The organism is Aliiroseovarius sp. M344, from assembly GCF_025140835.1.
GTDB lineage: Bacteria > Pseudomonadota > Alphaproteobacteria > Rhodobacterales > Rhodobacteraceae > Aliiroseovarius.
The window spans coordinates 1,894,431-1,918,527 of sequence record NZ_CP081153.1 but is presented as its reverse complement, the minus strand read 5'-3'; the positions used below and the strand labels follow the sequence as shown (position 1 = coordinate 1,918,527).

The window sequence follows — 24,097 nt, the reverse complement described above, 5'->3', positions numbered from 1 at the left end:
GGCGGTGGCAGACCTTCAATGGTCGTGATCTGTCGCTTTACGGTCGCGCGGGTTTGCTAATCTGATAACCGACGCATTCAGGAGAATCCCATGCTACAGGTCTTGTCGAGCTCTTGGGCGCTGCTCCTTGGCATGATGTTACTTATGGTCGGCAATGGTGTGCAGGGCACGTTGTTGGGCATCCGTGGTGGCATGGAAGGGTTTTCAACGTTCCAGCTGTCCGTCGTTATGTCGGGCTATTTCGCTGGGTTCCTGTTTGGCTCGCGCATGGCGCCCATCATGATCCGCCGCGTAGGGCATGTGCGGGTCTTTGCGGCCCTTGGGTCGTTCATCTCGGCGGTGCTGATTTTGTTTCCGACGTTCACCGACCCTTGGATCTGGACGGTCCTGCGGGTCATCGTCGGGTTCTGTTTCTCGGGTGTGTACGTGACAGCGGAAAGCTGGCTGAACAATGCAGCAGACAACGAAAATCGCGGTAAAGCGCTGTCGCTTTATATGTTTGTGCAGATGGTGGGCATCATTGCGGCGCAAGGGCTTGTGGTGATCGGCGATCCCGGCGGATTTATCCTGTTCATCCTACCTTCGGTGCTCGTGTCCATCGCATTCGCGCCCATTCTTTTGTCGGTCAACCCAACGCCTGCGTTCGAGACCACAAAAGGTCTGAGCTTGCGAGAACTGTTCCATATCTCGCCACTCGGCTGTGTGGGTTTCGCACTTCTTGGCGGCGTTTTTGCCGCGCAATTCGGAATGGCAGCTGTGTTCGGTCAGCAAATCGGCCTGACGGTTGGGCAAATCTCGGGCTTTGTGTCCGCGCTTTATATCGGTGGATTGGTGCTGCAATACCCGATCGGCTGGATTTCCGACCGAATGGATCGACGTACCCTGATCCTGATCATCACCACAATCGCCGCAGTGGCTGCACTTTTGCCGGTTGTGTTCGGCACACGTTACGAGGTGCTTTTGATAGCCTCGTTCTTTCTGGGTGGCATGACGAACCCCCTATATGCGCTGCTGTTGGCCTATGTGAATGATTTTCTGGAACCGGAGAATATGCCTGCCGCTTCGGCTGGACTGCTTTTCATCAATGGAATGGGGGCCATCGCTGGCCCCGTCGTGACCGGCTGGGTTATGGGCGTGATGGGGCCGCTTGGGTTCTTTGGCTATATGGCACTTTTGCTGGTTGGTTTTCTGGCCTATGGCCTGTGGCGCGTATCCCGACGGTCCAGCCCGGGGCCCAAGGATACGGGGGCTTATGTGAACATGTCGCCTGCGTCGTCGCTGGTGGCTGTAGACATGGCGCAGGAAGTTTGGGCCGACGAGGCCGAGCTGGACGAGTAAGCCTGAGCCTTTAGAAGCTGCCTTGCACAGCAGGTGTTAGTCGTTAGGGTGTTGCTAATGGAGGGCGCAACCATGTCAGCACCAGATGAAATAACCACGTTCTGGATAAAGGATGTCGGGCCGAAGGGCTGGTATGAAAGCTCGGACGCGTTGGACAACACCATCCGCACCCGGTTCATGGCAGACTGGGAGGCTGCACGGGGCGGTTCGCGCGATGACTGGCGCGATACCCCGGACGGGGCGCTGGCCTTTCTGATCCTGACAGACCAGTTTCCACGCAACATGTTTCGCGGCGACGCGCGGTCCTTTGCTACCGACCCGGCGGCGCACGCCTGTGCCGATCATGCAATCGCGCGCGGCCTGGACATGCAGATTGCCCTGCCGGACCGGCAGTTCTTCTATATGCCTTTCATGCACAGCGAAGCGATGGCTGATCAGGATCGGTGCATTTCGCTGATGGCAGAGCGGATGGCCGACACACCGGGGCAGGGTGACACGTTACACGCCCGTGTGCACCGGGCGATCATCGAGCGTTTCGGGCGCTTTCCCTATCGCAATGACGCGTTGGGGCGCGATACCACCGATGAAGAACGCGCGTTTATTGAGAATGGCGGATACACCGCCCTTCGCAAAAAGTTCGAGGCCGAGGGCGGGTAAGTACCACAGTTGCACCGTCACTCCATTTGTGTTCCCATTCTGGTGAGAGGCCTGCGAGTGTTTCGCTGAGCGAATAGCGGGTCTTCCGTAGGATCATTGATCCGTTGAACAAAATAGTTTAATGGCAAACTACTTTTTGGATGAGGAGGATCCCCCATGGCGGGTAAGGCATATGATACCATCGTGATCGGCGCAGGGCCGGGCGGATACGTGGCGGCCATAAGGGCGGCCCAGCTGGGGCAGAAGGTTGTCATCGTCGAACGAGAGCATTTGGGCGGTATTTGCCTGAACTGGGGTTGTATCCCGACTAAAGCGCTCTTGCGCTCGGCAGAGGTGTTCCACCTGATGCATCGGGCCAAAGAGTTTGGTCTGTCCGCAGACAAAATCGACTATGATCTGCCAGCGATTGTGAAGCGTTCGCGCGGTGTGGCCGGACAGCTTTCGGGCGGCATCGGCCACCTGATGAAGAAGAACAAGGTCGATGTTGTGATGGGCGAGGCCACGATCCCTGCCAAGGGCAAAGTCTCGGTCAAAACCGACAAAGGGACCGAGGAGCTGACGGCGAAGAACATCGTGCTGGCCACCGGCGCGCGCGCCCGTGAGTTGCCGGGGCTGGAAGCCGACGGCGATCTGGTCTGGACCTATAAACACGCGCTGAACCCGCCCCGCATGCCGAAAAAGCTCCTTGTCATTGGGTCCGGCGCAATCGGCATCGAATTTGCCAGCTTCTTCAATACTTTGGGCGCAGACACAACGGTCGTCGAGGTGATGGATCGCGTGTTGCCGGTCGAAGATGCAGAGATCTCGGCCTTCGCCAAGAAGTCTTTCGTCAAGCAGGGTATGAAGATCATGGAGAAAGCCATGGTCAAACAGCTCGACCGGGCGAAGGGCAAGGTCACAGCTCACATCGAAGTCGGCGGCAAGGTCGAGAAGCAGGAATTCGACACGGTGATTTCCGCTGTTGGGATCGTTGGCAATGTCGAAGGTCTGGGGCTTGAAAAGCTGGGCGTGAAAATTGATCGCACCCACGTCGTCACCGACGCGCATTGCCGCACGGGTGTTGATGGCTTGTATGCTATTGGTGATATCGCCGGTGCACCGTGGCTTGCTCACAAAGCCAGCCATGAAGGCGTAATGGTTGCCGAGCTGATCGCGGGCCTGCACGCCCATCCGGTGAAGCCCGAAAGCATCCCCGGTTGCACTTACTGTCACCCACAGGTTGCCAGCGTCGGGCTGTCCGAAGCTAAGGCAAAAGAGCAGGGGCACGAGATCAAAGTTGGTCGCTTCCCGTTCATCGGCAATGGTAAGGCCATCGCCATGGGTGACCCGGAAGGCATGATCAAGACCATCTTCGATGCCAAGACAGGCGAGTTGCTGGGCGCCCATATGGTCGGCCCGGAAGTGACCGAAATGATCCAGGGCTATGTGGTCGGCAAAACGCTGGAAACCACCGAAGAAGAGTTGATGCACACCGTCTTCCCGCATCCGACAATCTCGGAAAGTATGCACGAAGCGGTGCTGGACGCTTATGATCGCGTCATTCACATGTAAGCCACAGAAAAGGCCGGGCAAATCGCCCGGCCTTTTCTTTGAGTAGGTGGACGGCACTCCGGTCTGACACGCTCTTAGGTCAGAACCTCATCCAGTTTTGATATAATAGACGACCAACCGCCATTGTGGTTGTCGCGGCTTTCTTCGGATGGAAACCGGATGTGATGCAGCCGCAGATCCGTTCCGCCATCCTTGGGCGTCAGGTCCAGCGTGACAACCGAGTTTTCGGCCGTGCTTGCAGGCGATTCCCATGTGAATTGCAGCTTCTTGGCCCGGTTGATGACCCTGTATTCGCCCTGATGTGGCAGATCGCCGGCGTTGGGCACCCGCATTATGATGCGAAAGCGGCCGCCAACTTTGGCATCGGCGGTGGCCTCGGGCACCGTCACGCCGGCGCCGGGGATCATGAATTTCGTCAGCATCTTCGGGTCCAGCCAGGCATCGAAGACGCGTTCTGGCGGGTAGGGGATGTGGCGGGTTATTTCCAGTGAGAGTTCAGTCATTGTCGTCCTCCTTAAGGGCAGCTTCGAGGGCATCCAACCGCAGCGCCCAGATCGAACGCAATTCGGCAAACCATTGATCGATTTTGGAAAGGGGGGCCATCTGCACTTCGATCAGATGCTCGCGCCATTCGGTGCGTCGGGTCGCAAGACCCGCACCTTCCAACACTTTGATATGCTTGGAGATCGCGTTCAGACTCATGTCGAAATGACGGGCGATATCTGTGACCCGCAGCGGCCCTTCCTGAGCCAACAGGGTCAGAATGGCACGTCGCGTCGGATCAGACGCGGCCTTCAATACCGTGCTAAGACGGCCAGTTTCCTTTCGTTCAACCATATGGATGAATAACGCGCGCCTTGTTTTCAGTCAACCAGAAAGGTGAATGAACGTCCGGACAAGAAAAAACGCCGACTCGCGCCGGCGTTTTAGATTGCAGCCTCTGAAGGCGGTTAGTGAGAGATCTCGCCGCCGGCCTGATACCAATGACCCAGGCCGCCAATGTTGTGGACCTCTTTATAACCCAACCGCTTGAGTAGTTGCACACCCTGTGCCGAGCGCGCGCCCGAAGCACAATAAAGCGCGATGGGTTTGGTTGGATCGATATCAGTGTTGAAATCCGGCCCTTTGGGGTCGCATTGGAATGGCATGACGGTCAGCGGTACGACAACCGCGCCTTTCGCCTTTCCAGTCATTTGGACTTCGCCGTGATCACGCACGTCGATCACTGTGATCTCACCCGCCTGCGCGCGCGCAACAGCCTCGCGCGGGTCCAATCCTTGCCTGCTCATCATGGTTCCAAACATGTGTTTCTCCTATCCCGACTGGGGTTTGATCTGAGATATAGGTTTCGCCGTATACAGATCAACGGGTGGCGCAATTTAAATTCATAAAAGTGAATGTGATGGGTGGAGAATTGGGTAGCAGTTGTAAATGTTCCTCAAATGTTCTAACTTTTCGATTGTCCCGCCGCGCGGTTTGTCCTAACCGTTAAGCAACTGTGAACTGGGGGTCAGAATGGCCGAGCTGAAAGAAATACAGGTCCGCGGCGCGCGCGAACACAATCTGAAATCCATCGATGTGGACATTCCCCGCGATCGGCTGGTGGTGATCACCGGGCTCAGCGGGTCTGGTAAGTCGTCTTTGGCCTTTGACACGATCTATGCGGAAGGGCAGCGGCGTTATGTCGAAAGCCTGTCGGCCTATGCGCGGCAATTCCTTGACATGATGCAAAAGCCCGATGTGGATCATATCGCGGGGCTGTCGCCTGCGATTTCCATTGAGCAAAAGACAACGTCAAAGAACCCTCGGTCTACCGTCGGCACGGTGACCGAGATTTACGACTATTTGCGCTTGCTGTTTGCCCGCGCCGGTACGCCGTTTTCACCTGTCACCGGGCTGCCCATCGAGGCCCAGCAGGTTCAGGACATGGTGGATCGCGTGATGAAGATGGAGGAGGGCACGCGCGCCTATCTTCTGGCCCCCATCGTGCGTGACCGGAAAGGCGAATATCGCAAGGAATTTCAAGACCTTCAGAAGAAGGGATTCCAGCGCATCAAGGTGAACGGAGAGCTTCACGAGCTTGATAACCCACCCAAATTGGACAAGAAATACCGCCATAATATCGACGTTGTCGTGGACCGTGTGGTGGTGCGTGAAGGGATGGATCAACGGCTGGCCGACAGTTTCCGAACCGCGCTTGATCTGGCCGATGGCATTGCGCTTCTGGAAACCGCGCCCACCGAAGGTGAGCCCGAGATTTTCACCTTTTCGGAAAACTTTGCCTGTCCGGTCTCGGGCTTTACGATCCCCGAAATTGAGCCGCGCCTGTTTTCCTTCAACGCGCCCTTCGGGGCGTGTCCGGTTTGCGACGGGTTGGGCAAAGAGCTGTTTTTTGATGAACGCCTCGTCGTGCCCGACGCCACGCTGCAAATCTATGACGGTGCGCTGGCCCCATGGCGCAAGGGAAAGTCACCCTATTTCCTGCAAACCATCGAAAGCATCGCGCGCCATTACGAGTTTGACAAGAACACGCCGTGGAAGGATTTGCCCGCACCTGTGCAGCAGGTGTTCCTGTATGGCTCGGGCGAGGAAGAAATCAAGTTTCGCTTCGACGAAGGCGGGCGCGTTTATGAGGTGACGCGACCGTTCGAAGGCGTCATTCCCAACATGGAACGCCGCTATCGCGAGACGGATTCGAACTGGATCCGTGAAGAATTCGAACGCTATCAAAACAATCGCCCCTGTGGCGCCTGTCACGGGTATCGCCTGCGCGACGAAGCGCTGGCGGTGAAGATTGGCGGGCTGCATGTGGGGCAGGTGGTTCAGATGTCGATCCGCGAGGCGCTGGACTGGATCGAGGACGCACCTAACCATCTGTCTGCCCAAAAGAATGAAATCGCCCGTGCGATCCTGAAAGAAATCCGTGAACGCTTGGGCTTTTTGAACAATGTGGGCTTGGAGTATCTCACGCTGAGCCGCAATTCTGGCACGTTGTCGGGTGGGGAAAGTCAGCGCATTCGGCTGGCCAGCCAAATCGGATCGGGCCTGACCGGCGTGCTTTATGTTTTGGACGAACCCTCGATCGGGTTGCACCAGCGCGACAACGGGCGGCTTCTGACCACGCTGAAAAACCTGCGCGATCAAGGCAATAGCGTGATCGTGGTCGAGCATGACGAAGAAGCGATCCGCGAGGCGGACTACGTATTCGACCTTGGTCCCGGCGCAGGCGTTCATGGGGGCGAGGTGATCGCGCACGGCACGCCCGACGATATTGCGGCCTGCAAAGCGTCAATAACCGGACAGTATCTGACCGGCGCGCGCGAGATCGCTGTGCCTGCCCAACGGCGCAAGGGCAATGGCAAGAAGGTCAAAGTGGTGAAGGCCACGGGCAACAACCTGCAAAATGTGACCGCCGACTTCCCGCTGGGCCAGTTTGTGTGTGTGACCGGCGTGTCGGGTGGGGGGAAATCCACGCTGACCATTGAAACGCTGTTCAAGACCGCCTCGATGCGTCTGAATGGCGCGCGTCAGACGCCCGCGCCCTGCGAAACCATCAAAGGGTTGGAGCATCTGGACAAGGTCATCGACATCGACCAGCGCCCAATCGGGCGCACGCCGCGCTCGAATCCCGCGACCTATACCGGAGCGTTCACGCCGATCCGTGATTGGTTTGCGGGTCTGCCCGAAGCCAAGACCCGCGGTTACAAGCCGGGCCGGTTCAGCTTCAACGTCAAGGGCGGACGCTGCGAGGCGTGTCAGGGCGATGGCGTCATCAAGATCGAGATGCACTTCCTGCCCGACGTTTACGTCACCTGCGAGACCTGCAAGGGCAAACGTTATAATCGTGAAACGCTGGAAGTGCAGTTCAAGGGCAAGTCGATTGCCGACGTGCTGGATATGACTGTCGAAGACGCGCAGACATTCTTTCAAGCCGTGCCTTCGATCCGCGACAAGATGGATGCGCTGATGCGTGTGGGGCTGGGCTATATCAAGGTGGGCCAGCAGGCGACGACCTTGTCGGGCGGCGAGGCGCAGCGGGTGAAGCTGTCGAAGGAATTGTCCAAACGCTCGACCGGTCGCACGCTTTACATACTTGATGAGCCGACGACCGGGCTGCATTTCGAAGACGTGCGTAAGCTGTTGGAGGTGCTGCATGAACTGGTCGATCAGGGCAACACGGTTGTGGTGATCGAGCACAATCTGGACGTGGTAAAAACCGCAGATTACCTGATAGATATCGGCCCTGAAGGCGGTGACGGCGGCGGGCGCATTGTGGCGGTCGGCACACCTGAACAGGTGGCGGCGGTTCCGGAAAGCTATACCGGCCACTATCTGACGCAGATGCTGACGCCGTTGCGGGCCGCTGGCGAATGATCCAAAAAAAAGCCCGGCGTCACAGCCGGGCTTTGTTCAGTGCTCTGGTGGTTCCGATCAGCCGTCGAAATCGGCTTCCTGCATCAGTTTCAGGGCGTCGTCACGATGGCTTGCGACATCCATCAGGTTCACGCCATCCGGCGTAAAGCTGCCCCAGCTTTTCACGATCTCATCCGCGTCAACGCCGGGTGCAAGCGGGTATTCAAAGTTCTGGGCGGCATAGATCTGCTGCGCTTTTGGCGAGGACAGGAATTCCATAAGTTTGATGGCTGTTTCCTTGTTGGGCGCGTATTTGGTCAGCGCCATGCCCGACACGTTCACATGGGTGCCAGAGCCTTCGAAAACCGGGAAGACGACGTTGACGCTGTCAGCCCATTCCTTTTGCTCCGGATCTTGCAGCATTTTGCCCATGTAATAGGTGTTGCCGATCGAAATATCGCATTCACCCGCCCAGATCGCCTTGACCTGAGCGCGGTCGTTACCCTGTGGCTTGCGGGCCAGGTTGGCTTTCACGCCGTCGATCCAGGCGCGGGTTGCCTCTTCGCCATTGTGGGTTAGGTGAGCCGCAACCAGTCCAAGAGTGTAGGCATGTGTGCCCGAGCGCGTGCAGATGCGACCTTTCCATTTGGGATCAGCCAGATCTTCATAGGTGGTCACTTCGCCATCGGCCACACGATCTTTCGACGCGTAAACAATGCGCGCACGTGAGGTCAGGCCGAACCATTCATTGCCCGGATCGCGATAGGCGGCGGGGATGTTCGCGGTCAGCGTCTCGTTCTCGACCGGCTGGGTCAGATCAGCTTCGACCACGGCTGCCAGACGGGCGAAGTCAACCGTCATGATCAGGTCGGCGGGGCTGCGTTTGCCTTCGGCCTGAAGGCGTTCGATCACGCCGTTTTTCAGGAAGGCAACATTGACCGGAATGCCGGTTTCTTCAGTGAACGCATCCATCAGCGGCTGGATCAGCTCGGGCTGGCGATAGGAATAAACATTGACCTCGTCCGCGCTGGCAATGGCGGGGGTCAGGGCTGCGGCCATGATCGAGGCCGTGGCAAGGGTGCGAACAGTGTTCATCACGTGAATCTCCTTGTTTCGATAAGGCGCTTAAATCCGAGTCTTTTGCTCAGGTCAATACCTGATTAAAATAATCAGAATTTATTTTCTGCTCTGGCGTTCGTCGGCTTTTTCCGCGTCCCAATAGGCGTCCATTTCTTCAAGCGTGGCGTCCACAGGCGTGCGTCCGTCCGCCGCCAGCCGTCTTTCGATGCCTTGAAAGCGCCGTTCGAATTTCGCATTGGCATGACGCAGGGCTTCTTCAGGCTCGACGCCAAGGTGGCGGGCCAAATTGGCGACGACGAACAGCAAGTCCCCCAATTCTTCGCGCACCTCGTCCGGCCCAAGCGTTTCGCGGGCTTCGGCCAGTTCGCGGGCCTCTTCGGTGATCTTGTCCAGCACCGGGCCAATATCGGGCCAGTCGAAACCTACACGCGCGGCGCGTTTTTGCAGTTTCACCGCACGAAGCAGGGCGGGCAGGCCAATGGCCACGCCGTCCAACACGCCTTGCTGGGCTTTCTCAGCCCGCTCAGCAGCCTTGATGGCTTCCCAGTCGCGGGTCTGCTGCTCGGCCGACTTGTCGCGATCTTCGTCCCCGAAAACATGGGGATGGCGGGCGACCATCTTGTCAGACATGGTGTCGGCGACCTCGTCAAAAGTGAACAGGCCGGCGTCTTCGGCCATCTGGGCATGAAAGACGGATTGAAACAGCAGATCGCCCAACTCGCCCTTCAATTCGCCCCATGCCTCGCGCTCGATCGCATCGGCGACCTCATAGGCTTCCTCGATCGTATAGGGGGCAATGGTGGTAAAGGTCTGCTCGATATCCCACGGACAGCCGCTCTGGGGGTCGCGAAGTCGGCGCATGATCTCGCGCAACCGATCCATCCCCCCTTGCGGGTGGTGAACCAGACTGTCAGAGGGGGAATGATCTTCGGTTTTGCTCATTGCGTCATGGTCCAAATCAGGATTGTTTCATTGCACCCTTGATAGGAGGAAGTCATGGCGATCATCAACCGCATTGGCGAATTTGCCCAAGACATGAAAACTTGGCGGCGCTGGTTGCATGCCCATCCCGAACTGGGGTTGGAGTGTCACGATACCGCAGCCTATGTGGTAGACAAGCTGCGTGCCTTCGGGGTGGACGAGGTTCACGAGAAAATTGGCATCTCAGGCGTCGTGGCGATCATCAACGGGCAGGGGGAAGGGCCAACCATTGGTCTGCGCGCCGATATGGATGCGCTTCCGATGATGGAAACGACAGGTCTGGATTATGCCTCGACGGTGCCGGGGCGGATGCATGCCTGTGGCCATGACGGGCACACCACGATGTTGCTGGGTGCTGCGCGGTATCTGGCAGAGACGCGGAACTTCAAGGGTCGCGTGGCGCTGATCTTCCAACCCGCTGAAGAAAGCGATGGTGGTGCGAAATACATGTGTGACGAAGGGATGATGGACCGCTTTGATATTGCCGAGGTCTATGCGCTTCACAACATGCCAGGGCATGAGGTGGGCAAGTTCTATACCACGCCCGGCCCAATCATGGCCGCTGTGGATACGCTGAAGGTCAAGGTCACCGGGCGTGGCGGCCATGCCGCTTACCCACAGGACACGGTCGATCCGATTATCGCGGTTGTGACCATGGTGCAGGCGGTGCAATCCATCATCAGCCGTAACCTGTCGCCGATGGACAATCTGGTGGTCTCGGTGACGATGATTGGCGGGGGCACGGCCGACAATATCATCCCCGAGGATGCGTGGTTCGCCGCAACCATCCGGTCTTTCACCCCCGAGGTGCGCGAGATGGCGCAGCGCCGCCTGCGCGAGGTGATCGAAGGGCAGGCGGCCAGTTTTGGTGTCACCGCCCATATCGACTATGAACTGGGTTATCCTCCCACCGTGAATGACCCAGATTCGGTCGAAAAGGCAGCCGCCGTCGCTAGAGAGATTAGCGGCGCGGATCGGGTTGCCGCCAATGAGGGGCGCGAAATGGGGGCCGAAGATTTCGCTTATATGTTGGAAGAACGCCCCGGCGCCTATCTGTTTCTGGGGCAGGGCGAGGATGGCGCGGGCGTGCATCACCCCGCCTATGATTTCAACGACGAGGCCGCGCCCTATGGTGCCAGTTTCTTCGCGCGTCTGGTGGAGCGCCTGAACCCGATTTGACCACCGCCCCTTAATTTGATCAAATTATCTAGTCAGGCCGAGTAACCTGTGATAACCGATCAGAAACGAAGGAGGCACTCATGGCTTTGGAAGACGCAAAAACACAAGTTGATAACGCGTTCACGCGGGACGGGTTCAAGGGTTTGGCCTTTGAAAATACGTTTGGTGGCGCTCTGTCTTTTCTGCGCCGCACTTATTCCAAAGACCTGACGGGCGTCGACATCGCAGTCACGGGCATTCCGTTTGATCAGGCGGTCACCAACCGCCCCGGCACTCGCCTTGGCCCACGCGCCATCCGGGAAGCATCGTGTCTGCAATCTCCGGATCAGGCCTATGGCTGGGATTTCGATGTGATGAGCGAATTTGCCATAGCCGATTATGGCGACATGGCGTTTGACTATGCCCATATCGACCAGTTTCCAGCCGCGCTTGAAGCCCATATTGCGGGCATTTTGGATCAGGGTGCGGCCTGTTTGACCCTGGGCGGCGATCACTACATTACGTTCCCGATCCTGCGGGCTCATGTGAAGAAACACGGGCCACTGAGCCTTCTTCAATTCGATGCGCATACGGACACTTGGCAAGACGATGACATGACCCGCGTGGATCATGGCACGATGTTCTATAAGGCTGTGAAAGAGGGGTTGATCGACCCGGCACGCTCGGTTCAAGTGGGTATTCGCACCCATAATGACGACACATTGGGCGTGAACATCATCGACGCGCGCGAGGTGCATGAAACCGGGCCGGATGCGGTGGTTAAGAAGATCAAATCGATCCTCGGTGATCACAAGACCTATCTGACCTTTGACATCGACGGGTTGGACCCGGCGTTTGCCCCGGGCACGGGCACACCGGTTTGGGGCGGTCTGACCTCGGCACAGGTGTCAATGATCCTGCGCGATCTGGCGGGGATCAATCTGGTCGGTGGCGATGTGGTCGAGGTTTCCCCGCCGTTTGACACCACCGGGGCCACGGCCATCGCAGGGGCCCATGTTGCAATGGAAATCCTTAATCTATGGGGTTTTACGCGCCGAAGTTAAATCCGGTAACTACTGGCATGCAGGGCGCCCGCCTGCTTGGGATCAGAAAGATTGCAGGCGGCGCAGGTTCACTTGCTGGAAACATCAACCTCCATCGCCTTAAAGGATTGGGCTTGCAGGGTTTGCCGGGCTCCTCTATCGCTACCAATAGTTGACTAATCCCGATCCGCGGGGGGCGGAGGGTGAGGGGGCGTGTGTGAATTATCCTGTTGCTATATTTTTAGGAATTTTATTTTTGGCTGTGCTGGCGCTTGGCTGGGTGCGCCTTGCGCCGTTGCCAGAGGATCGTTTTTCTGCGCGTCCCGGGCCACAAGATCCGGGAACGCATAAGCTGCCAGGCGGTGTGAAATACGTGATCCCGTTGCGTATTCTGCCCGAGGGCGCGTTGGATCATCTGGCCTGGATCGCGCTGGAAGCACCGCGCACCCATCTGAAATATCAGGAAGATGATCTGTTCGCGGTAGTTACCCGCTCGCGCCGCATCGGCTTTCCAGACATCACAGTGGCATGGGTTGCCGACGGGTCTCTGCATATCCACGCACATCTGGTGTACGGCAAAAACGACATGGGCGCGAATGAACAACGCGTCGAGGGGTGGCTTGATACACTCAGACACCTTGATAATGATTTGGAAGATGAGTTCTGACTAAAGGTGCGGCAGGACGTCAGGGGCCGCACTGGCAGGCCGTTCCGTTTGGCTTTGTAATTGCGACGACACACAGCCTTTGCCTGTCTCACGCCACATCGGCACGTTCAGGCTCATTTCGCATCGCGCCATGAAGGCGCGCCCCCCCACAAAAAGGCAGATGCTCTCGCCCAACTCAACCCGGCTGCCGGACGTATCTGTGCAATAACAATCAATAACCTTGCCACCCGGCGTCGTGACATCAGCCAGCGCCGGCTCTGCGAACGTCCCGCCCGCGACAAGGAATATGGGCGTTATCCTGAACATGGCTTAGCCTAGCATATTCGCGCCCCTTGACCAAACCCCCGTGATAAGAGACACCGCCACAATGGTTCCTATGGAAAAACTCTCAGCGATCACGGAACGGTTCGAGTTTCTGGAAGCCCGCATGGCCCAAGGGCTGTCGGGCGAAGAAATCGCGCAAGTTGGCCGTGAATATGCCGAGCTCAAGCCGGTGGTGGAAGAAATCGCCGCTTATCGCCGTCTGCTGGACGATATCGCCGATGCCGAGGCGATGCTGGACGACCCGGACATGCGCGAATTGGCTGAGGAAGAGTTGCCAACCCTCAAAGACCGCTTGCCCGATGTCGAACAGGCGATGCGACTGGTACTTTTGCCCAAGGACGCCGCCGACGCCCGGCCTGCAATGATCGAAATCCGTCCCGGCACCGGTGGCGACGAGGCGTCGCTGTTCGCCGCCGACCTGTTGCGGATGTACCAAAGGTATTCAGAAGCACGCGGCTGGAAGTTTGAGATCATGGAGCAATCCCTGACCGAACTTGGCGGGATCAAAGAGGTTGTGGCACATGTGAAGGGCGAGGGCGTGTTTGCCCGGCTGAAATACGAAAGTGGTGTACACAGGGTGCAGCGCGTGCCGGAAACCGAAAGCGGCGGGCGTATTCACACCTCTGCGGCGACGGTGGCCGTGCTGCCCGAGGCCGAGGATGTGGACATCCAGATTGATGCTAATGACATTCGCATCGATACGATGCGGGCGTCCGGGTCTGGCGGGCAACACGTGAACACCACCGATAGCGCGGTGCGGATCACCCACTTGCCGACGGGCATCATGGTGACGAGTTCCGAGAAAAGCCAACACCGCAACCGCGAGATCGCGATGCAGGTTCTGAAAACGCGGCTGTTCGATCTTGAACGCCAACGGGTGGATGACGCCCGTGCTGCTGATCGCAAAGCGCAAGTTGGGTCTGGCGACCGGTCTGAACGCATTCGCACCTATAATTTTCCGCAAGGCCGGATGACGGATCACCGGATCAATCTGACGCTTTATAAGCTCGACCAGATCATCGCGGGGGATCTGGACGAAGTGATCGACGCGCTTATTTCCGAAGATCAGGCGGCGCAACTGGCCGATATGGACGGATGACAACCGGCACTGCCTTGCTTTTTGCGGCCACGCAGACGTTGCGGGCGGCAGGTGTGGACGATCCGGCGGGCGATGCGCGGGTTCTGCTGGCATATGCTCTGGGCATCGACCGCAGCCACCTGACATTGGTGTTGCCGGACGAGATTGACGGCGACAGGGCGCGCGCATTTGAAAATGCCATCACCGCCCGCGCCGCCCGCCAGCCGGTTGCCCAGATCACCGGAACGCGCGCCTTCTATGGGCGTGATTTCATCGTCACACCCGATGTATTGGATCCGCGACCGGAAACGGAGCTTTTGGTGGACACTGCGTTGGAAGCGCCCTTTTCAACCGTACTGGATCTTGGAACAGGGTCGGGTTGTATCCTTTTGACATTGCTTGCAGAAAAAGTTGCGGCCGAGGGGCTTGGAGTGGACCTGTCTGGCGCGGCGTTGGAGGTTGCCAAACGCAACGCGCAGGCGTTGGACGTCTTGAGCCGTGTCAGGTTTTGCGAAGCGTCGTGGTTTGAAGATATGCAAAGCGACGCGCTATTCGATCTGATCGTCTCAAACCCGCCCTATATCTCAGCGACTGAAATGGCAGAGCTTTCCCCGGATGTGAAGTCGTGGGAGCCGCATCTTGCGCTGACCCCCGGTGGCGACGGTCTGGACGCCTATCGGGTGATCGCCTCCGGCGCGCCGTGCCGCCTTACGCCAGGTGGTCGGTTGATGGTCGAGATCGGGGCCACACAGGGGGATGCGGTTAAGGCACTGTTTAATGCGGCTGGTTTCCTTTCAATTCAGGTTCTGAAAGATCTGTCTGGTCATGATCGGGTTGTTGTTGGCCATTTGGCGCCCGATCGGTGAAACCGCGATCTGAACAGCCCGAAAACCGGGGGGATAGGCCACACAAAGCGTCGTTATTCTGGCAAAAATCCCCGTTTCCGACGTTTTTTCCAGATAAGTCTTGTGTTTCGACGACCCACGTGACAATCAGGATTTAGCAGTGATGCAGTCCTTGCGACAGCCGCCGCTGGTAAGCCCAACAATTCGGACGATGTGGCACAGATTGGTGTCTTGTTCGAAAACACAGCGCGGCAATTGCTCCGCACGTTCAAAGCTAAAGCTGGAAAAACAAGCTTATGAGATCGCCCAAATCACGTTCGCGTAACAATAAGTCGAACCGTAACCGGAACAATCCGGGAAATATCATTAACCGCGTCTATGACAGCTCGGGTCCTGAGGGTAAGGTGCGTGGCACGCCTCAGCAGATCATCGACAAATACACTCAACTGGCACGTGACGCGTTTTTGTCAAACGACCGCGTGGCCGGCGAGAATTTTCAACAGCACGCTGAACATTACACCCGTTTGCTGAGCGAAGCGCAGAAAGAAATGGATGCGCGTCGTCAACAGACCGAACAGCAAAATCGCGAGCGTCAACAGCGCGAGAAAGAAGAGCGGGACGCACGTGCAGAGCGCAAATCTTCTCAGGATGTTGCAGGTGACGGCGACCAGCCCGACGTTGCGCCCCAGCCAGAAATGATGGCTGACGCATCCGAAAGCGGCTTGGTGGAAACCCCCGAAAGCAAGCCAAAGAAAGCGCCCGCGCGCCCGCGCAAGCCGCGCAAGCCGGCGAAGTCGGACACGCCGACCAACGATCAATCTTCAGATCAACCGGGTGACAACAAAGCGCCGGATGCACCGGAAGCCGCCGAGTAACAGCGCGGCCAAGGCGACAATTTAGGCCCGGTTCTTCAGTAAAGAGCCGGGCTTTTTCATGTTTGGTGCATATGGGGTCGAACGGCTGATCACTAACCCACAAAAAGAAAACCCCGCAACAGGGCGGGGCTTTGTCGAATTTGCGTCAGATCAGGCGGTGTTTAGTCCGTGCCGCGATAAGGCTCGACATATTGCAGCGCCATGTCCCATGGGAAGAAGATCCATGTATCTTGGCTGACCTCGGTGATGAACGTGTCCACCAGCGGGCGACCTTTGGGTTTGGCATACACCGTGGCGAAATGGGCCTTGGGGTACATTTTGCGCACCAGTTCCAGCGTTTTGCCGGTATCGACCAGATCGTCGATGATCAGAACACCTTCGCCATCGCCCATCATTTCGGGGTCAGGGGCCTTCAGCAACTCTGCCTCGCCCTGTGATTGGTGGTGGTAGGATTTAACCGACACTGTGTCCACTTTGCGAATGTCCAGCTCGCGCGCGACAATCATGGCAGGGGCCAATCCGCCCCGCGTGATCGCGACCACGGCCCGCCATCCGGTGTCCTTGGGGCCCTGACCATCAAGCCGCCAGGCCAAAGCCCGGCTGTCGCGGTGAATCTGGTCCCAGCTGATGTGGAAGCCCTTTTCGTGAGGTAGACGGTCGCTCATGTCAGGCTGTTCCTTCTTTGCGGCCCGTGGCCACGTCAATGTCAGGCGCGTCGACAGCTTTCATGCCGACGACATGATAGCCGCTGTCGACATGATGTGTTTCGCCGGTCACGCCTGAGCCGAGGTCAGACAGCAAATACAGGGCCGAATTGCCAACGTCCTGAATGGTCACGTTGCGACGCAGCGGCGAATTCAGTTCGTTCCATTTCAGAATGTAACGGAAGTCACCGATCCCCGAAGCAGCCAATGTCTTGATCGGTCCCGCCGAGATCGAGTTCACCCGGATGCCGTCCTTGCCCAGATCCTCGGCCATGTAACGGACGGACGCCTCAAGCGCGGCCTTGGCCACGCCCATGACGTTGTAATGCGGCATGACCTGCTCGGCGCCATAATAGGTCAGCGTCAGCATCGACCCGCCATCCGGCATCATCGCGGCGGCCCGGCGGGCGACGGCTGTGAAGCTGTAGACCGAGATATCCATGGTCACGCGGAAATTTTCCTGGCTGGTGTCGACATAACGGCCGCGAAGTTCGTTTTTATCCGAGAAACCAATGGCATGAACGACGAAGTCCAACTTGCCCCATTGCTTTTCAAGTTCGCCAAACAGCGTGTCGATTGAGCCTTGGTCGGACACATCACATTCAACAATAATGTCTGATCCCAGTTGAGCGGCCAGCGGATCGACCCGCTTTTTCAGCGCTTCTCCCTGATAGGAAAACGCCAGTTCAGCCCCGGCGTCGGCACAGGCTTTCGCGATCCCCCATGCAATGGACTTATCGTTGGCTAGCCCCATAATCAGGCCGCGTTTGCCCTTCATCAATTCCGTCGACATTCTGGTTCCCCGTCCCGAGATACTGCGATATGCCCGTTTAGGCGATTGGCCGGGTCTCTTCAAGCCTGTGGCCAACCTTCTGCTATGTGTTTGTAACAGAGTTGGCACGGAACCGCGCACGCCATATGATTGGAATGCAACGAAAAGGGGGCCTTTATGGCGGAACGAAGTGGGATATTTGCGGGTGACGATCCTTTTGTAATTGCGCGAAGCTGGCTGGCAGAGGCCGAGAAGTCCGAAGCCAACGATCCCAATGCGATCGCGCTGTCGACCGTTGACGCCGATGGCTTGCCGAACGCCCGGATGGTGCTTTTGAAAGATATCGAGGACGACGCGTTCGTATTTTACACCAATTACGGATCAGCCAAGGCGCAAGAGTTGGATCACGCAGGCAAAGCGGCCTTTGTGATGCACTGGAAAAGCCTGCGCCGGCAAATCCGCGTGCGCGGTGTAATCGAACGGGAGGAGGGGCCACCAGCGGACGCCTATTATACCTCTCGGTCGCTGAAAAGTCGGCTGGGGGCCTGGGCATCACGGCAAAGCCAACCTCTGGCCTCGCGCGCGACTTTGTTGGCCGAGGTGGCAAAGGTCACCGCAACCCATGGCACCAACCCGCTGCGCCCCCCATTTTGGGGAGGATACCGCCTTCATCCGACGGAAATCGAGTTCTGGGCCGATGGTGCATTTCGCCTTCACGACCGGTTTCGGTGGACCCGATCGGAAAAAAATACCTCTTGGTCTGTTGTGCGCTTAAACCCTTAAATAAAAGGGATTCACGTGATGTACCTACCTAAAAGTATAGGTGTTTAGGGCTTGCACCCAGAATCCAAACCCCTCAATAGTGACTTTGGGGATGCGAAATTTTGAGGATGACTATGGCGCAAGATACTGACGCGCATGAACCAATCGTGTTGCGCGGCCAAGTCAAATGGTTTGATCCAAGCAAGGGGTTTGGTTTCGTGATCGCAGATGAGGGCGGGGCAGATATTCTGCTTCACGCCAACGTTTTGCGTAACTTTGGCCAAAGCTCCGTTGCGGACGGATCTATGATCGAGATTACTGTGCAGTCGACCGAACGCGGTCGTCAGGCTGTCAGCGTGCTGTCGATTGAACCGCCCGAAGGGGATGGCGAACACCAGCTTGAAGAATTTGCCGATGGCCTCGTCGATCCTGACAGTGTCGGCCCATTGGAACCTGCGCGGGTGAAGTGGTTTGATAAAGCCAAGGGCTTTGGGTTTGCCAATGTGTTTGGCCGTTCCGAAGATGTGTTCATTCATGTTGAAGTTCTGCGCCGTTCAGGTCTGGCTGATTTGCAGCCGGGTGAAGCGATCGGCCTGCGGTCTGCGGCGGGCAAGCGCGGGTGTATGGCCGTCAGCGTGACCTCGTGGGACACTGCTGTCGACTCTGAGCACTAAAATGGCGGGCCAAATGCGAATCCTGCCAACAATTGGGGCGTCCACAGCGGGCGCTCTTTTGTTTTCCGGCATGGCATGGGCTGAGGACTGCGCGCCTGACCGTGCCGACCTGCGCGGCGATTGGGGGCAGGCGCGGTTTACGGTCGAACTTGCGGATGATCCGCTTGAACGGGCCCGCGGTTTGATGCATCGCGAAAGCATGGCCATCACACACGGGATGCTGTTTCTGTATGAAACGCCGCAACAGGTCAGCTTCTGGATGAAAAACACGCTGATTCCCTTGGATATGTTGTTTTTGTCGGCAGATGGAACAGTGGCGCGGATACACCAGAATGCCGTCCCGCTTGACTTGTCGCCAATTGACGGCGGCGCGGACATCCTTGCTGTTCTTGAAGTGAACGGCGGTGTTGCGGCACGTTTCGGCATCGCGGAGGGCAGCGTTTTGCGCCACCCGTCTTTGGACCAGAGCATCGCCGTCTGGCCGTGCGCAGGGCCAGAGTAACCCAGCGAACAGCAGGTAGTTTGCCGATGCCGCGAATTTGCTCTTTTCATCGCCCGGAACCCCCGTTAAGGAGAGGGCGTTCGGGGCGTAGCGCAGCCTGGTAGCGCGACGGTTTTGGGTACCGTAGGTCGCAAGTTCGAATCTTGCCGTCCCGACCACTTCTTCTTTTGATTGGCCAACCGTGAGCGATTGGCATGTGGTCCTCGCGTGGCGCTTTCTTTTCGCCCCGCTGGCCCACCCGGCACTTCACCCAGCGCTGATTCCTTTTTTCTGCTGAAAGCTGACAAAAACTGTTTCCGCTGCCGCAACAATGGGCGAGAAACACCAGATCCGCACCTTTTTTTGGGGCAGATCGCCGTTCACATGCTTTTTAGACAGAATGTCGCCTGTTTGCGTTGTTGCAACACTTGCCCGGCCGCACAAGGAACTTGTGTTCCGTGGCCGCGAATTGAGGTGATGCTTGTCCTTCAAGGTGTAAGTCTGCTGGTTTCCTAAAAAATTCTGAAAGCGCCCACAGGTGGTCTGTTTGCGGGAATCAAATTGTTAACACCGGCACGCCCAATCACCTTTTGAGGTCAACGAAAAAGAGTTGTGGATATGTCATAAGTTTTTGTTGACCTGATAGGGGTCGCTACGCCAAGTTGTGGGCGCTGGTCATCAAGCCACAACATATAGTGGCGGCAGGTTAGAGCGGGACAGTGAAACAAATATGACAAGACCTAACGGGTCGCCCTCATCCGGGGCTGGTGTTATGCCATTCTCCCGGCCAAGGAACTCATGCCTTGTTTTCGTCCTTCGTGATCAGCGCAAATTTTAGAAGGGTGAAGGCGCGCCAAGACGTGCACCACCGCAGCGCACGAAGGACAAACGGGGCACCATGAAAATTGAACGCAAATTTACCACAGCTGGAGCAGACGCCTATTCCGAGCTGGATTTCATCACGACATCTTCCGAAATCCGCAACCCGGATGGCACCGTTGTGTTCAAACTGGACAATTGCGAAGTCCCATCTGATTGGAGCCAAGTCGCGTCCGACGTCATCGCGCAGAAATACTTCCGCAAAGCCGGCGTGCCTGCGGCCCTGAAGCGCGTAAAGGAAAAAGGCGTACCAGAATTCCTGTGGCGTTCGGTGCCCGATGATAAAGCGTTGGCGGATCTGCCAAAAGAGGAACGCTTCGGTGGCGAGGTGTCGGCCAAGCAAGTGTTTGATCGTCTGGCAGGTGCATGGACATATTGGGGATGGAAGGGTGGTTACTTTACCACCGAAGCCGACGCGCAGGCCTATTTCGACGAAATGCGGCACATGTTGGCCAGCCAGCGCGCCGCACCGAACTCGCCGCAGTGGTTCAACACTGGCCTGCACTGGGCCTACGGCATCGATGGTCCGGCCCAAGGTCACTATTACGTCGATCACAAAACCCGCAAGCTGACCAAATCGAAGTCCAGCTATGAGCATCCGCAACCACACGCCTGTTTCATCCAGTCGATCGGCGACGATCTGGTGGGCGATGGCGGCATCATGGACCTGTGGGTGCGCGAGGCTCGCCTGTTCAAATATGGCTCAGGCACCGGCACCAACTTCTCGTCCCTGCGCGCCGCGAACGAGCCGCTGTCGGGCGGTGGTAAATCCTCGGGCCTGATGGGCTTTTTGAAGATCGGCGACCGCGCAGCCGGAGCGATCAAATCGGGCGGCACCACGCGTCGCGCGGCGAAGATGGTGATCGTCGACAGCGACCACCCGGACATTGAGGAATACATCAACTGGAAGGTCAAGGAAGAGCAGAAAGTTGCCTCGCTCGTGGCCGGGTCGAAGATGCACGAAGAGCATCTGAACCACATCTTTGCGGCGATCCGTGCGTGGGATGGAGCCGAGGACGATGCGTTTGACCCAAAGGTCAACGAAGGTTTGAAAAGTGCAATTCGTGCGGCCAAAAAAGTCGCAATTCCCGAAGTATACGTGAAGCGCGTGTTGGATTATGCAAAGCAGGGCTATGGCTCGATCGAGTTCCCGACCTATGATACGGACTGGGATTCAGAAGCTTATGCCACGGTGTCGGGCCAGAACTCGAACAACTCAGTGCGTGTAACGGATGCGTATCTGAAAGCCGTGGAAGCGGACGCTGATTGGGAGCTGATCCGCCGTACTGACGGCTCGGTCGCCAAGACCATCAAAGCGCGCGACCTGTGGGACCAGATCGGTCACGCCGCTTGGGCCTGTGCCGACCCGGGCATCCAATATCATGATACAGTCAACGCGTGGCACACCTGCCCGGAAGACGGCCAGATCCGTGGTTCCAACCCGTGCTCGGAATACATGTTCCTTGACGACACGGCTTGTAACCTTGCGTCGATGAACCTGCTGACCTTCCTCGAAGACGGTGTGTTCCAGGCCGAAGACTATATGCACGCCACGCGCCTTTGGACGATCACGCTGGAAATCTCTGTGATGATGGCGCAATTCCCATCCAAGGAAATCGCCGAGCGCAGCTTCGTGTTCCGCACATTGGGTCTGGGCTATGCCAACATTGGCGGTCTGCTGATGAACATGGGCTTTGGCTATGACAGCAAAGAAGGCCGGGCGATGTGTGGCGCGTTGACCGCGATCCTGTCAGGCGTATCATATGCCACATCTGCCGAAATGGCGGGTGAGCTGGGCGCGTTCGAAGGGTTTGAGCGCAACAAAGACCATATGTTGCGTGTCATCCGCAACCACCGCACCGCAGCTTACGGCGCGACCGAGGGCTATGAAGATCTTGCGATCAAGCCGCTGGCGCTGGATCACGCCAACTGCCCCGATGCCAATCTGATCGATCTGGCCATGGGCGCATGGGACGAAGCACTGGCGCTGGGGGAAAAGCACGGCTATCGCAACGCGCAGGTCTCGGTGATCGCGCCGACCGGCACCATTGGTCTGGTGATGGATTGCGACACGACCGGCATCGAACCTGACTTCGCACTGGTGAAGTTCAAAAAACTCGCAGGCGGCGGCTATTTCAAGATCATCAACCGCTCGGTGCCAGCTGCGCTTGAGAAACTGGGCTATGCCTCGTCCGAGATTGAAGAGATCATCAGCTATGCTGTGGGGCACGGAACCCTTGGCAACGCGCCGGGCATCAACCACACGACGCTGATTGGCCATGGGTTTGGGCAGAATGAGATCGACAAGATCGAAGCCGCCCTGCCGTCAGCCTTCGATATCCGGTTCGTCTTCAACCAGTGGACGCTGGGCGAGGAGTTCTGCACCAACGTTCTGGGCATTCCGGCCAAGAAGCTGACCGACCCCGATTTCAGCCTGCTGAGCCATCTGGGGTTCACCCGCAAGGACATTGAAGCTGCCAACGACCACGTCTGCGGCACGATGACCCTTGAGGCGGCGCCGCATCTGAAGGAAGAGCATTACAATGTCTTTGATTGCGCCAACCCGTGCGGCAAAAAAGGCAAGCGTTTCTTGAATGTTGACAGCCATATCTATATGATGGCCGCCGCGCAAAGCTTCATCTCGGGCGCGATTTCGAAAACCATCAACATGGCGAATGATGCCACGATTGAGGATTGCCAGAAGGCCTATGAACTCAGCTGGTCGCTGGGGATCAAAGCCAACGCGCTGTACCGCGATGGCTCGAAGTTGAGCCAACCGCTGGCGGCAGCTCTGGTTGAAGATGATGAAGAGGCCGAAGAGATCCTCGCATCGGGTTCGACCCATGACAAAGCAGTAACACTGGCCGAGAAGATCATTGAAAAGATCGTCATCAAGGAAGTTGCGCGTGGCCGCGAAAAGCTGCCGGAACGCCGCAAAGGCTATACCCAGAAAGCCATCGTTGGCGGGCACAAGGTTTACCTGCGCACCGGCGAATACGAAGACGGCAATCTGGGCGAGATTTTCATCGATATGCACAAGGAAGGCGCCGGCTTCCGGGCGATGATGAACAACTTCGCAATCGCTGTGTCCGTTGGCCTGCAATACGGTGTGCCGCTGGAAGAGTTTGTGGACGCGTTCACCTTCACCAAGTTTGAACCGGCCGGCATGGTTCAGGGCAACGATTCGATCAAGAATGCGACGTCGATCCTTGACTATATTTTCCGCGAACTGGCCGTGTCTTATCTGGACCGCACCGATCTGGCACATGTGAAGCCCGAAGGCGCTAGCTTCGATGATCTGGGCCGTGGCGAAGAAGAAGGGGTGTCGAACGTTCAGGAAATGACCGAGACCGCCGCCACCAAGTCATTGGAAGTGCTGAAACAAATCAGCTCGACCGGCTATCTTCGCAAACGGATGCCGCAAGAGCTGATGGTACTACAGGGCGGCGCGAACATGGACGCGACAGCGGTGCTGACTGGCACTGATCCGGTGGGCGCGTTGAACACGTTGGTCCCGGAAACCGCAAGCACCACAGAAACGGTGACTGAAACCTTTGTCAGCGAGACGGCAATCTCGACCGGGACGATCAACAAGATCGACGCGCGGACCAAAGCCAAGATGCAAGGTTACGAGGGCGATCCTTGTGGCGAATGCGGAAACTACACGCTGGTGCGCAACGGCACCTGCATGAAGTGCAACACCTGTGGGTCGACCACCGGCTGTAGCTAAGATTTTCTGCCGGATGCGGGCTTTTCCCAAGGGGCGGCATCCGGCGAAAAACAGGGCAGGGCGTCTGGGCGCCCGCCCATTTCAACACGGGGCGGGTGCGCTCGTCCCCTGACGCGGATAAGGCCGCAGGCAACAACATCTCGGG

22 protein-coding genes and 1 tRNA gene are annotated in these 24,097 nt (G+C 57.5%); 15 read left to right on the top strand and 8 right to left on the bottom strand.

Annotated elements, in window-relative coordinates:
- The first annotated feature begins 90 nt into the window (after positions 1–90).
- The 3 genes from K3556_RS09355 (at position 91) to lpdA (ending at position 3,546) form a co-directional block, all read left to right on the top strand.
- Positions 91–1,338: an MFS transporter gene (locus tag K3556_RS09355; RefSeq protein WP_260516531.1), complete on the top strand. Its 1,248-nt coding sequence runs from the start codon at positions 91–93 to the stop codon at positions 1,336–1,338.
- Between the two features lie 57 nt (positions 1,339–1,395).
- Positions 1,396–1,995 carry a DUF924 family protein gene (locus tag K3556_RS09350; protein ID WP_312847253.1) on the top strand — a complete coding sequence of 200 codons (600 nt, stop codon included), beginning with the start codon at positions 1,396–1,398 and terminating at the stop codon, positions 1,993–1,995.
- A gap of 156 nt (positions 1,996–2,151) precedes the next feature.
- The gene (lpdA, locus tag K3556_RS09345) at positions 2,152–3,546 is read left to right on the top strand and encodes a dihydrolipoyl dehydrogenase (protein WP_260516530.1); all 1,395 of its coding nucleotides are present in this window, start codon (positions 2,152–2,154) and stop codon (positions 3,544–3,546) included.
- A 74-nt stretch (positions 3,547–3,620) separates the two neighbouring features.
- On the opposite strand, the gene K3556_RS09340 is transcribed toward lpdA, so the two are convergent.
- The 3 genes from K3556_RS09340 to K3556_RS09330 all read right to left on the bottom strand — a co-directional run bounded on the left by K3556_RS09340 (position 3,621) and on the right by K3556_RS09330 (position 4,850).
- Positions 3,621–4,049, bottom strand: a complete 429-nt coding sequence (locus K3556_RS09340; RefSeq protein ID WP_260516529.1) for an SRPBCC domain-containing protein — start codon at positions 4,047–4,049, stop codon at positions 3,621–3,623.
- Positions 4,042–4,383: an ArsR/SmtB family transcription factor gene (locus K3556_RS09335; RefSeq protein WP_260516528.1), complete on the bottom strand. Its 342-nt coding sequence runs from the start codon at positions 4,381–4,383 to the stop codon at positions 4,042–4,044. The genes K3556_RS09340 and K3556_RS09335 overlap by 8 nt, the downstream gene beginning before the upstream one ends.
- 113 nt (positions 4,384–4,496) lie before the next feature.
- Positions 4,497–4,850, bottom strand: a complete 354-nt coding sequence (locus tag K3556_RS09330; protein WP_260516527.1) for a rhodanese-like domain-containing protein — start codon at positions 4,848–4,850, stop codon at positions 4,497–4,499.
- 211 nt (positions 4,851–5,061) lie between these two features.
- Between K3556_RS09330 and uvrA the strand changes: the two genes are divergently transcribed.
- On the top strand, positions 5,062–7,920 hold the full coding sequence (gene uvrA, locus K3556_RS09325) for an excinuclease ABC subunit UvrA (protein WP_260516526.1): 2,859 nt from the start codon (positions 5,062–5,064) through the stop codon (positions 7,918–7,920).
- A gap of 57 nt (positions 7,921–7,977) precedes the next feature.
- Here the strand turns inward: uvrA and K3556_RS09320 are convergent, their stop codons facing one another.
- Complete coding sequence (locus K3556_RS09320; protein ID WP_260516525.1) at positions 7,978–8,994, bottom strand: Fe(3+) ABC transporter substrate-binding protein; 1,017 nt, start codon at positions 8,992–8,994, stop codon at positions 7,978–7,980.
- Positions 8,995–9,075: 81 nt separating this feature from the next.
- On the bottom strand, positions 9,076–9,921 hold the full coding sequence (mazG, locus tag K3556_RS09315) for a nucleoside triphosphate pyrophosphohydrolase (RefSeq protein ID WP_260516524.1): 846 nt from the start codon (positions 9,919–9,921) through the stop codon (positions 9,076–9,078).
- Positions 9,922–9,975: 54 nt separating this feature from the next.
- On the opposite strand from mazG, the gene K3556_RS09310 reads away from it, so the two are divergent.
- The 3 genes from K3556_RS09310 to K3556_RS09300 all read left to right on the top strand — a co-directional run bounded on the left by K3556_RS09310 (position 9,976) and on the right by K3556_RS09300 (position 12,828).
- The gene (locus K3556_RS09310; protein ID WP_260516523.1) at positions 9,976–11,139 is read left to right on the top strand and encodes a M20 aminoacylase family protein; all 1,164 of its coding nucleotides are present in this window, start codon (positions 9,976–9,978) and stop codon (positions 11,137–11,139) included.
- An 80-nt stretch (positions 11,140–11,219) separates the two neighbouring features.
- Complete coding sequence (gene speB, locus K3556_RS09305; RefSeq protein ID WP_260516522.1) at positions 11,220–12,182, top strand: agmatinase; 963 nt, start codon at positions 11,220–11,222, stop codon at positions 12,180–12,182.
- Between the two features lie 241 nt (positions 12,183–12,423).
- A complete protein-coding gene (locus K3556_RS09300) occupies positions 12,424–12,828 on the top strand; it encodes a DUF1499 domain-containing protein (RefSeq protein ID WP_260519213.1) in 405 nt (134 codons plus the stop codon).
- Here K3556_RS09300 and K3556_RS09295 read toward each other — a convergent pair whose 3' ends face one another.
- A complete protein-coding gene (locus K3556_RS09295; RefSeq protein WP_260516521.1) occupies positions 12,829–13,134 on the bottom strand; it encodes a hypothetical protein in 306 nt (101 codons plus the stop codon).
- Between the two features lie 61 nt (positions 13,135–13,195).
- Here K3556_RS09295 and prfA point away from each other — a divergent pair, with 61 nt between their 5' ends.
- The 3 genes from prfA (at position 13,196) to K3556_RS09280 (ending at position 15,950) form a co-directional block, all read left to right on the top strand.
- Entirely contained in the window at positions 13,196–14,251 is a 1,056-nt protein-coding gene (gene prfA / locus K3556_RS09290) for a peptide chain release factor 1 (RefSeq protein WP_260516520.1), read from the top strand.
- Positions 14,248–15,096 (top strand): peptide chain release factor N(5)-glutamine methyltransferase, encoded by an 849-nt coding sequence (prmC, locus tag K3556_RS09285; RefSeq protein ID WP_260516519.1) that lies wholly within the window; start codon positions 14,248–14,250, stop codon positions 15,094–15,096. The genes prfA and prmC overlap by 4 nt, the downstream gene beginning before the upstream one ends.
- A gap of 275 nt (positions 15,097–15,371) precedes the next feature.
- Positions 15,372–15,950: a DUF4167 domain-containing protein gene (locus tag K3556_RS09280; protein WP_260516518.1), complete on the top strand. Its 579-nt coding sequence runs from the start codon at positions 15,372–15,374 to the stop codon at positions 15,948–15,950.
- A gap of 161 nt (positions 15,951–16,111) precedes the next feature.
- On the opposite strand, the gene gpt is transcribed toward K3556_RS09280, so the two are convergent.
- Together gpt and fabI are read right to left on the bottom strand one after the other, a co-directional pair.
- A complete protein-coding gene (gene gpt, locus K3556_RS09275; protein WP_260516517.1) occupies positions 16,112–16,615 on the bottom strand; it encodes a xanthine phosphoribosyltransferase in 504 nt (167 codons plus the stop codon).
- 1 nt (position 16,616) lies between these two features.
- Positions 16,617–17,447 (bottom strand): enoyl-ACP reductase FabI, encoded by an 831-nt coding sequence (gene fabI, locus K3556_RS09270; protein WP_260516516.1) that lies wholly within the window; start codon positions 17,445–17,447, stop codon positions 16,617–16,619.
- A gap of 156 nt (positions 17,448–17,603) precedes the next feature.
- On the opposite strand from fabI, the gene pdxH reads away from it, so the two are divergent.
- The 5 genes from pdxH to K3556_RS09245 all read left to right on the top strand — a co-directional run bounded on the left by pdxH (position 17,604) and on the right by K3556_RS09245 (position 23,952).
- Entirely contained in the window at positions 17,604–18,209 is a 606-nt protein-coding gene (pdxH, locus tag K3556_RS09265; protein WP_260516515.1) for a pyridoxamine 5'-phosphate oxidase, read from the top strand.
- A gap of 113 nt (positions 18,210–18,322) precedes the next feature.
- Entirely contained in the window at positions 18,323–18,862 is a 540-nt protein-coding gene (locus K3556_RS09260) for a cold-shock protein (RefSeq protein WP_260516514.1), read from the top strand.
- A gap of 13 nt (positions 18,863–18,875) precedes the next feature.
- A complete protein-coding gene (locus K3556_RS09255; RefSeq protein ID WP_260516513.1) occupies positions 18,876–19,364 on the top strand; it encodes a DUF192 domain-containing protein in 489 nt (162 codons plus the stop codon).
- A gap of 81 nt (positions 19,365–19,445) precedes the next feature.
- Positions 19,446–19,522: transfer RNA gene (locus K3556_RS09250), tRNA-Pro, on the top strand.
- Positions 19,523–20,241: 719 nt separating this feature from the next.
- Positions 20,242–23,952, top strand: a complete 3,711-nt coding sequence (locus K3556_RS09245; protein ID WP_260516512.1) for a vitamin B12-dependent ribonucleotide reductase — start codon at positions 20,242–20,244, stop codon at positions 23,950–23,952.
- The last annotated feature ends 145 nt before the right edge of the window (positions 23,953–24,097 follow it).

Excerpts from the sequence above, each read along its gene's own strand:
- lpdA (WP_260516530.1), top strand. The coding sequence starts at position 2,152 with ATGGCGGGTAAGGCATATGATACCATCGTGATCGGCGCAGGGCCGGGC.
- K3556_RS09280 (WP_260516518.1), top strand. The coding sequence starts at position 15,372 with ATGAGATCGCCCAAATCACGTTCGCGTAACAATAAGTCGAACCGTAAC.
- K3556_RS09260 (WP_260516514.1), top strand. The coding sequence starts at position 18,323 with ATGGCGCAAGATACTGACGCGCATGAACCAATCGTGTTGCGCGGCCAA.
- K3556_RS09310 (WP_260516523.1), top strand. The coding sequence starts at position 9,976 with ATGGCGATCATCAACCGCATTGGCGAATTTGCCCAAGACATGAAAACT.
- K3556_RS09245 (WP_260516512.1), top strand. The coding sequence starts at position 20,242 with ATGAAAATTGAACGCAAATTTACCACAGCTGGAGCAGACGCCTATTCC.
- prmC (WP_260516519.1), top strand. The coding sequence starts at position 14,248 with ATGACAACCGGCACTGCCTTGCTTTTTGCGGCCACGCAGACGTTGCGG.
- uvrA (WP_260516526.1), top strand. The coding sequence starts at position 5,062 with ATGGCCGAGCTGAAAGAAATACAGGTCCGCGGCGCGCGCGAACACAAT.
- speB (WP_260516522.1), top strand. The coding sequence starts at position 11,220 with ATGGCTTTGGAAGACGCAAAAACACAAGTTGATAACGCGTTCACGCGG.
- K3556_RS09295 (WP_260516521.1), bottom strand. The coding sequence starts at position 13,134 with ATGTTCAGGATAACGCCCATATTCCTTGTCGCGGGCGGGACGTTCGCA.
- K3556_RS09355 (WP_260516531.1), top strand. The coding sequence starts at position 91 with ATGCTACAGGTCTTGTCGAGCTCTTGGGCGCTGCTCCTTGGCATGATG.
- K3556_RS09330 (WP_260516527.1), bottom strand. The coding sequence starts at position 4,850 with ATGTTTGGAACCATGATGAGCAGGCAAGGATTGGACCCGCGCGAGGCT.
- prfA (WP_260516520.1), top strand. The coding sequence starts at position 13,196 with ATGGTTCCTATGGAAAAACTCTCAGCGATCACGGAACGGTTCGAGTTT.
- K3556_RS09350 (WP_312847253.1), top strand. The coding sequence starts at position 1,396 with ATGGAGGGCGCAACCATGTCAGCACCAGATGAAATAACCACGTTCTGG.
- pdxH (WP_260516515.1), top strand. The coding sequence starts at position 17,604 with ATGGCGGAACGAAGTGGGATATTTGCGGGTGACGATCCTTTTGTAATT.
- gpt (WP_260516517.1), bottom strand. The coding sequence starts at position 16,615 with ATGAGCGACCGTCTACCTCACGAAAAGGGCTTCCACATCAGCTGGGAC.
- K3556_RS09335 (WP_260516528.1), bottom strand. The coding sequence starts at position 4,383 with ATGGTTGAACGAAAGGAAACTGGCCGTCTTAGCACGGTATTGAAGGCC.
- mazG (WP_260516524.1), bottom strand. The coding sequence starts at position 9,921 with ATGAGCAAAACCGAAGATCATTCCCCCTCTGACAGTCTGGTTCACCAC.
- K3556_RS09340 (WP_260516529.1), bottom strand. The coding sequence starts at position 4,049 with ATGACTGAACTCTCACTGGAAATAACCCGCCACATCCCCTACCCGCCA.
- K3556_RS09255 (WP_260516513.1), top strand. The coding sequence starts at position 18,876 with ATGCGAATCCTGCCAACAATTGGGGCGTCCACAGCGGGCGCTCTTTTG.
- K3556_RS09320 (WP_260516525.1), bottom strand. The coding sequence starts at position 8,994 with ATGAACACTGTTCGCACCCTTGCCACGGCCTCGATCATGGCCGCAGCC.
- fabI (WP_260516516.1), bottom strand. The coding sequence starts at position 17,447 with ATGTCGACGGAATTGATGAAGGGCAAACGCGGCCTGATTATGGGGCTA.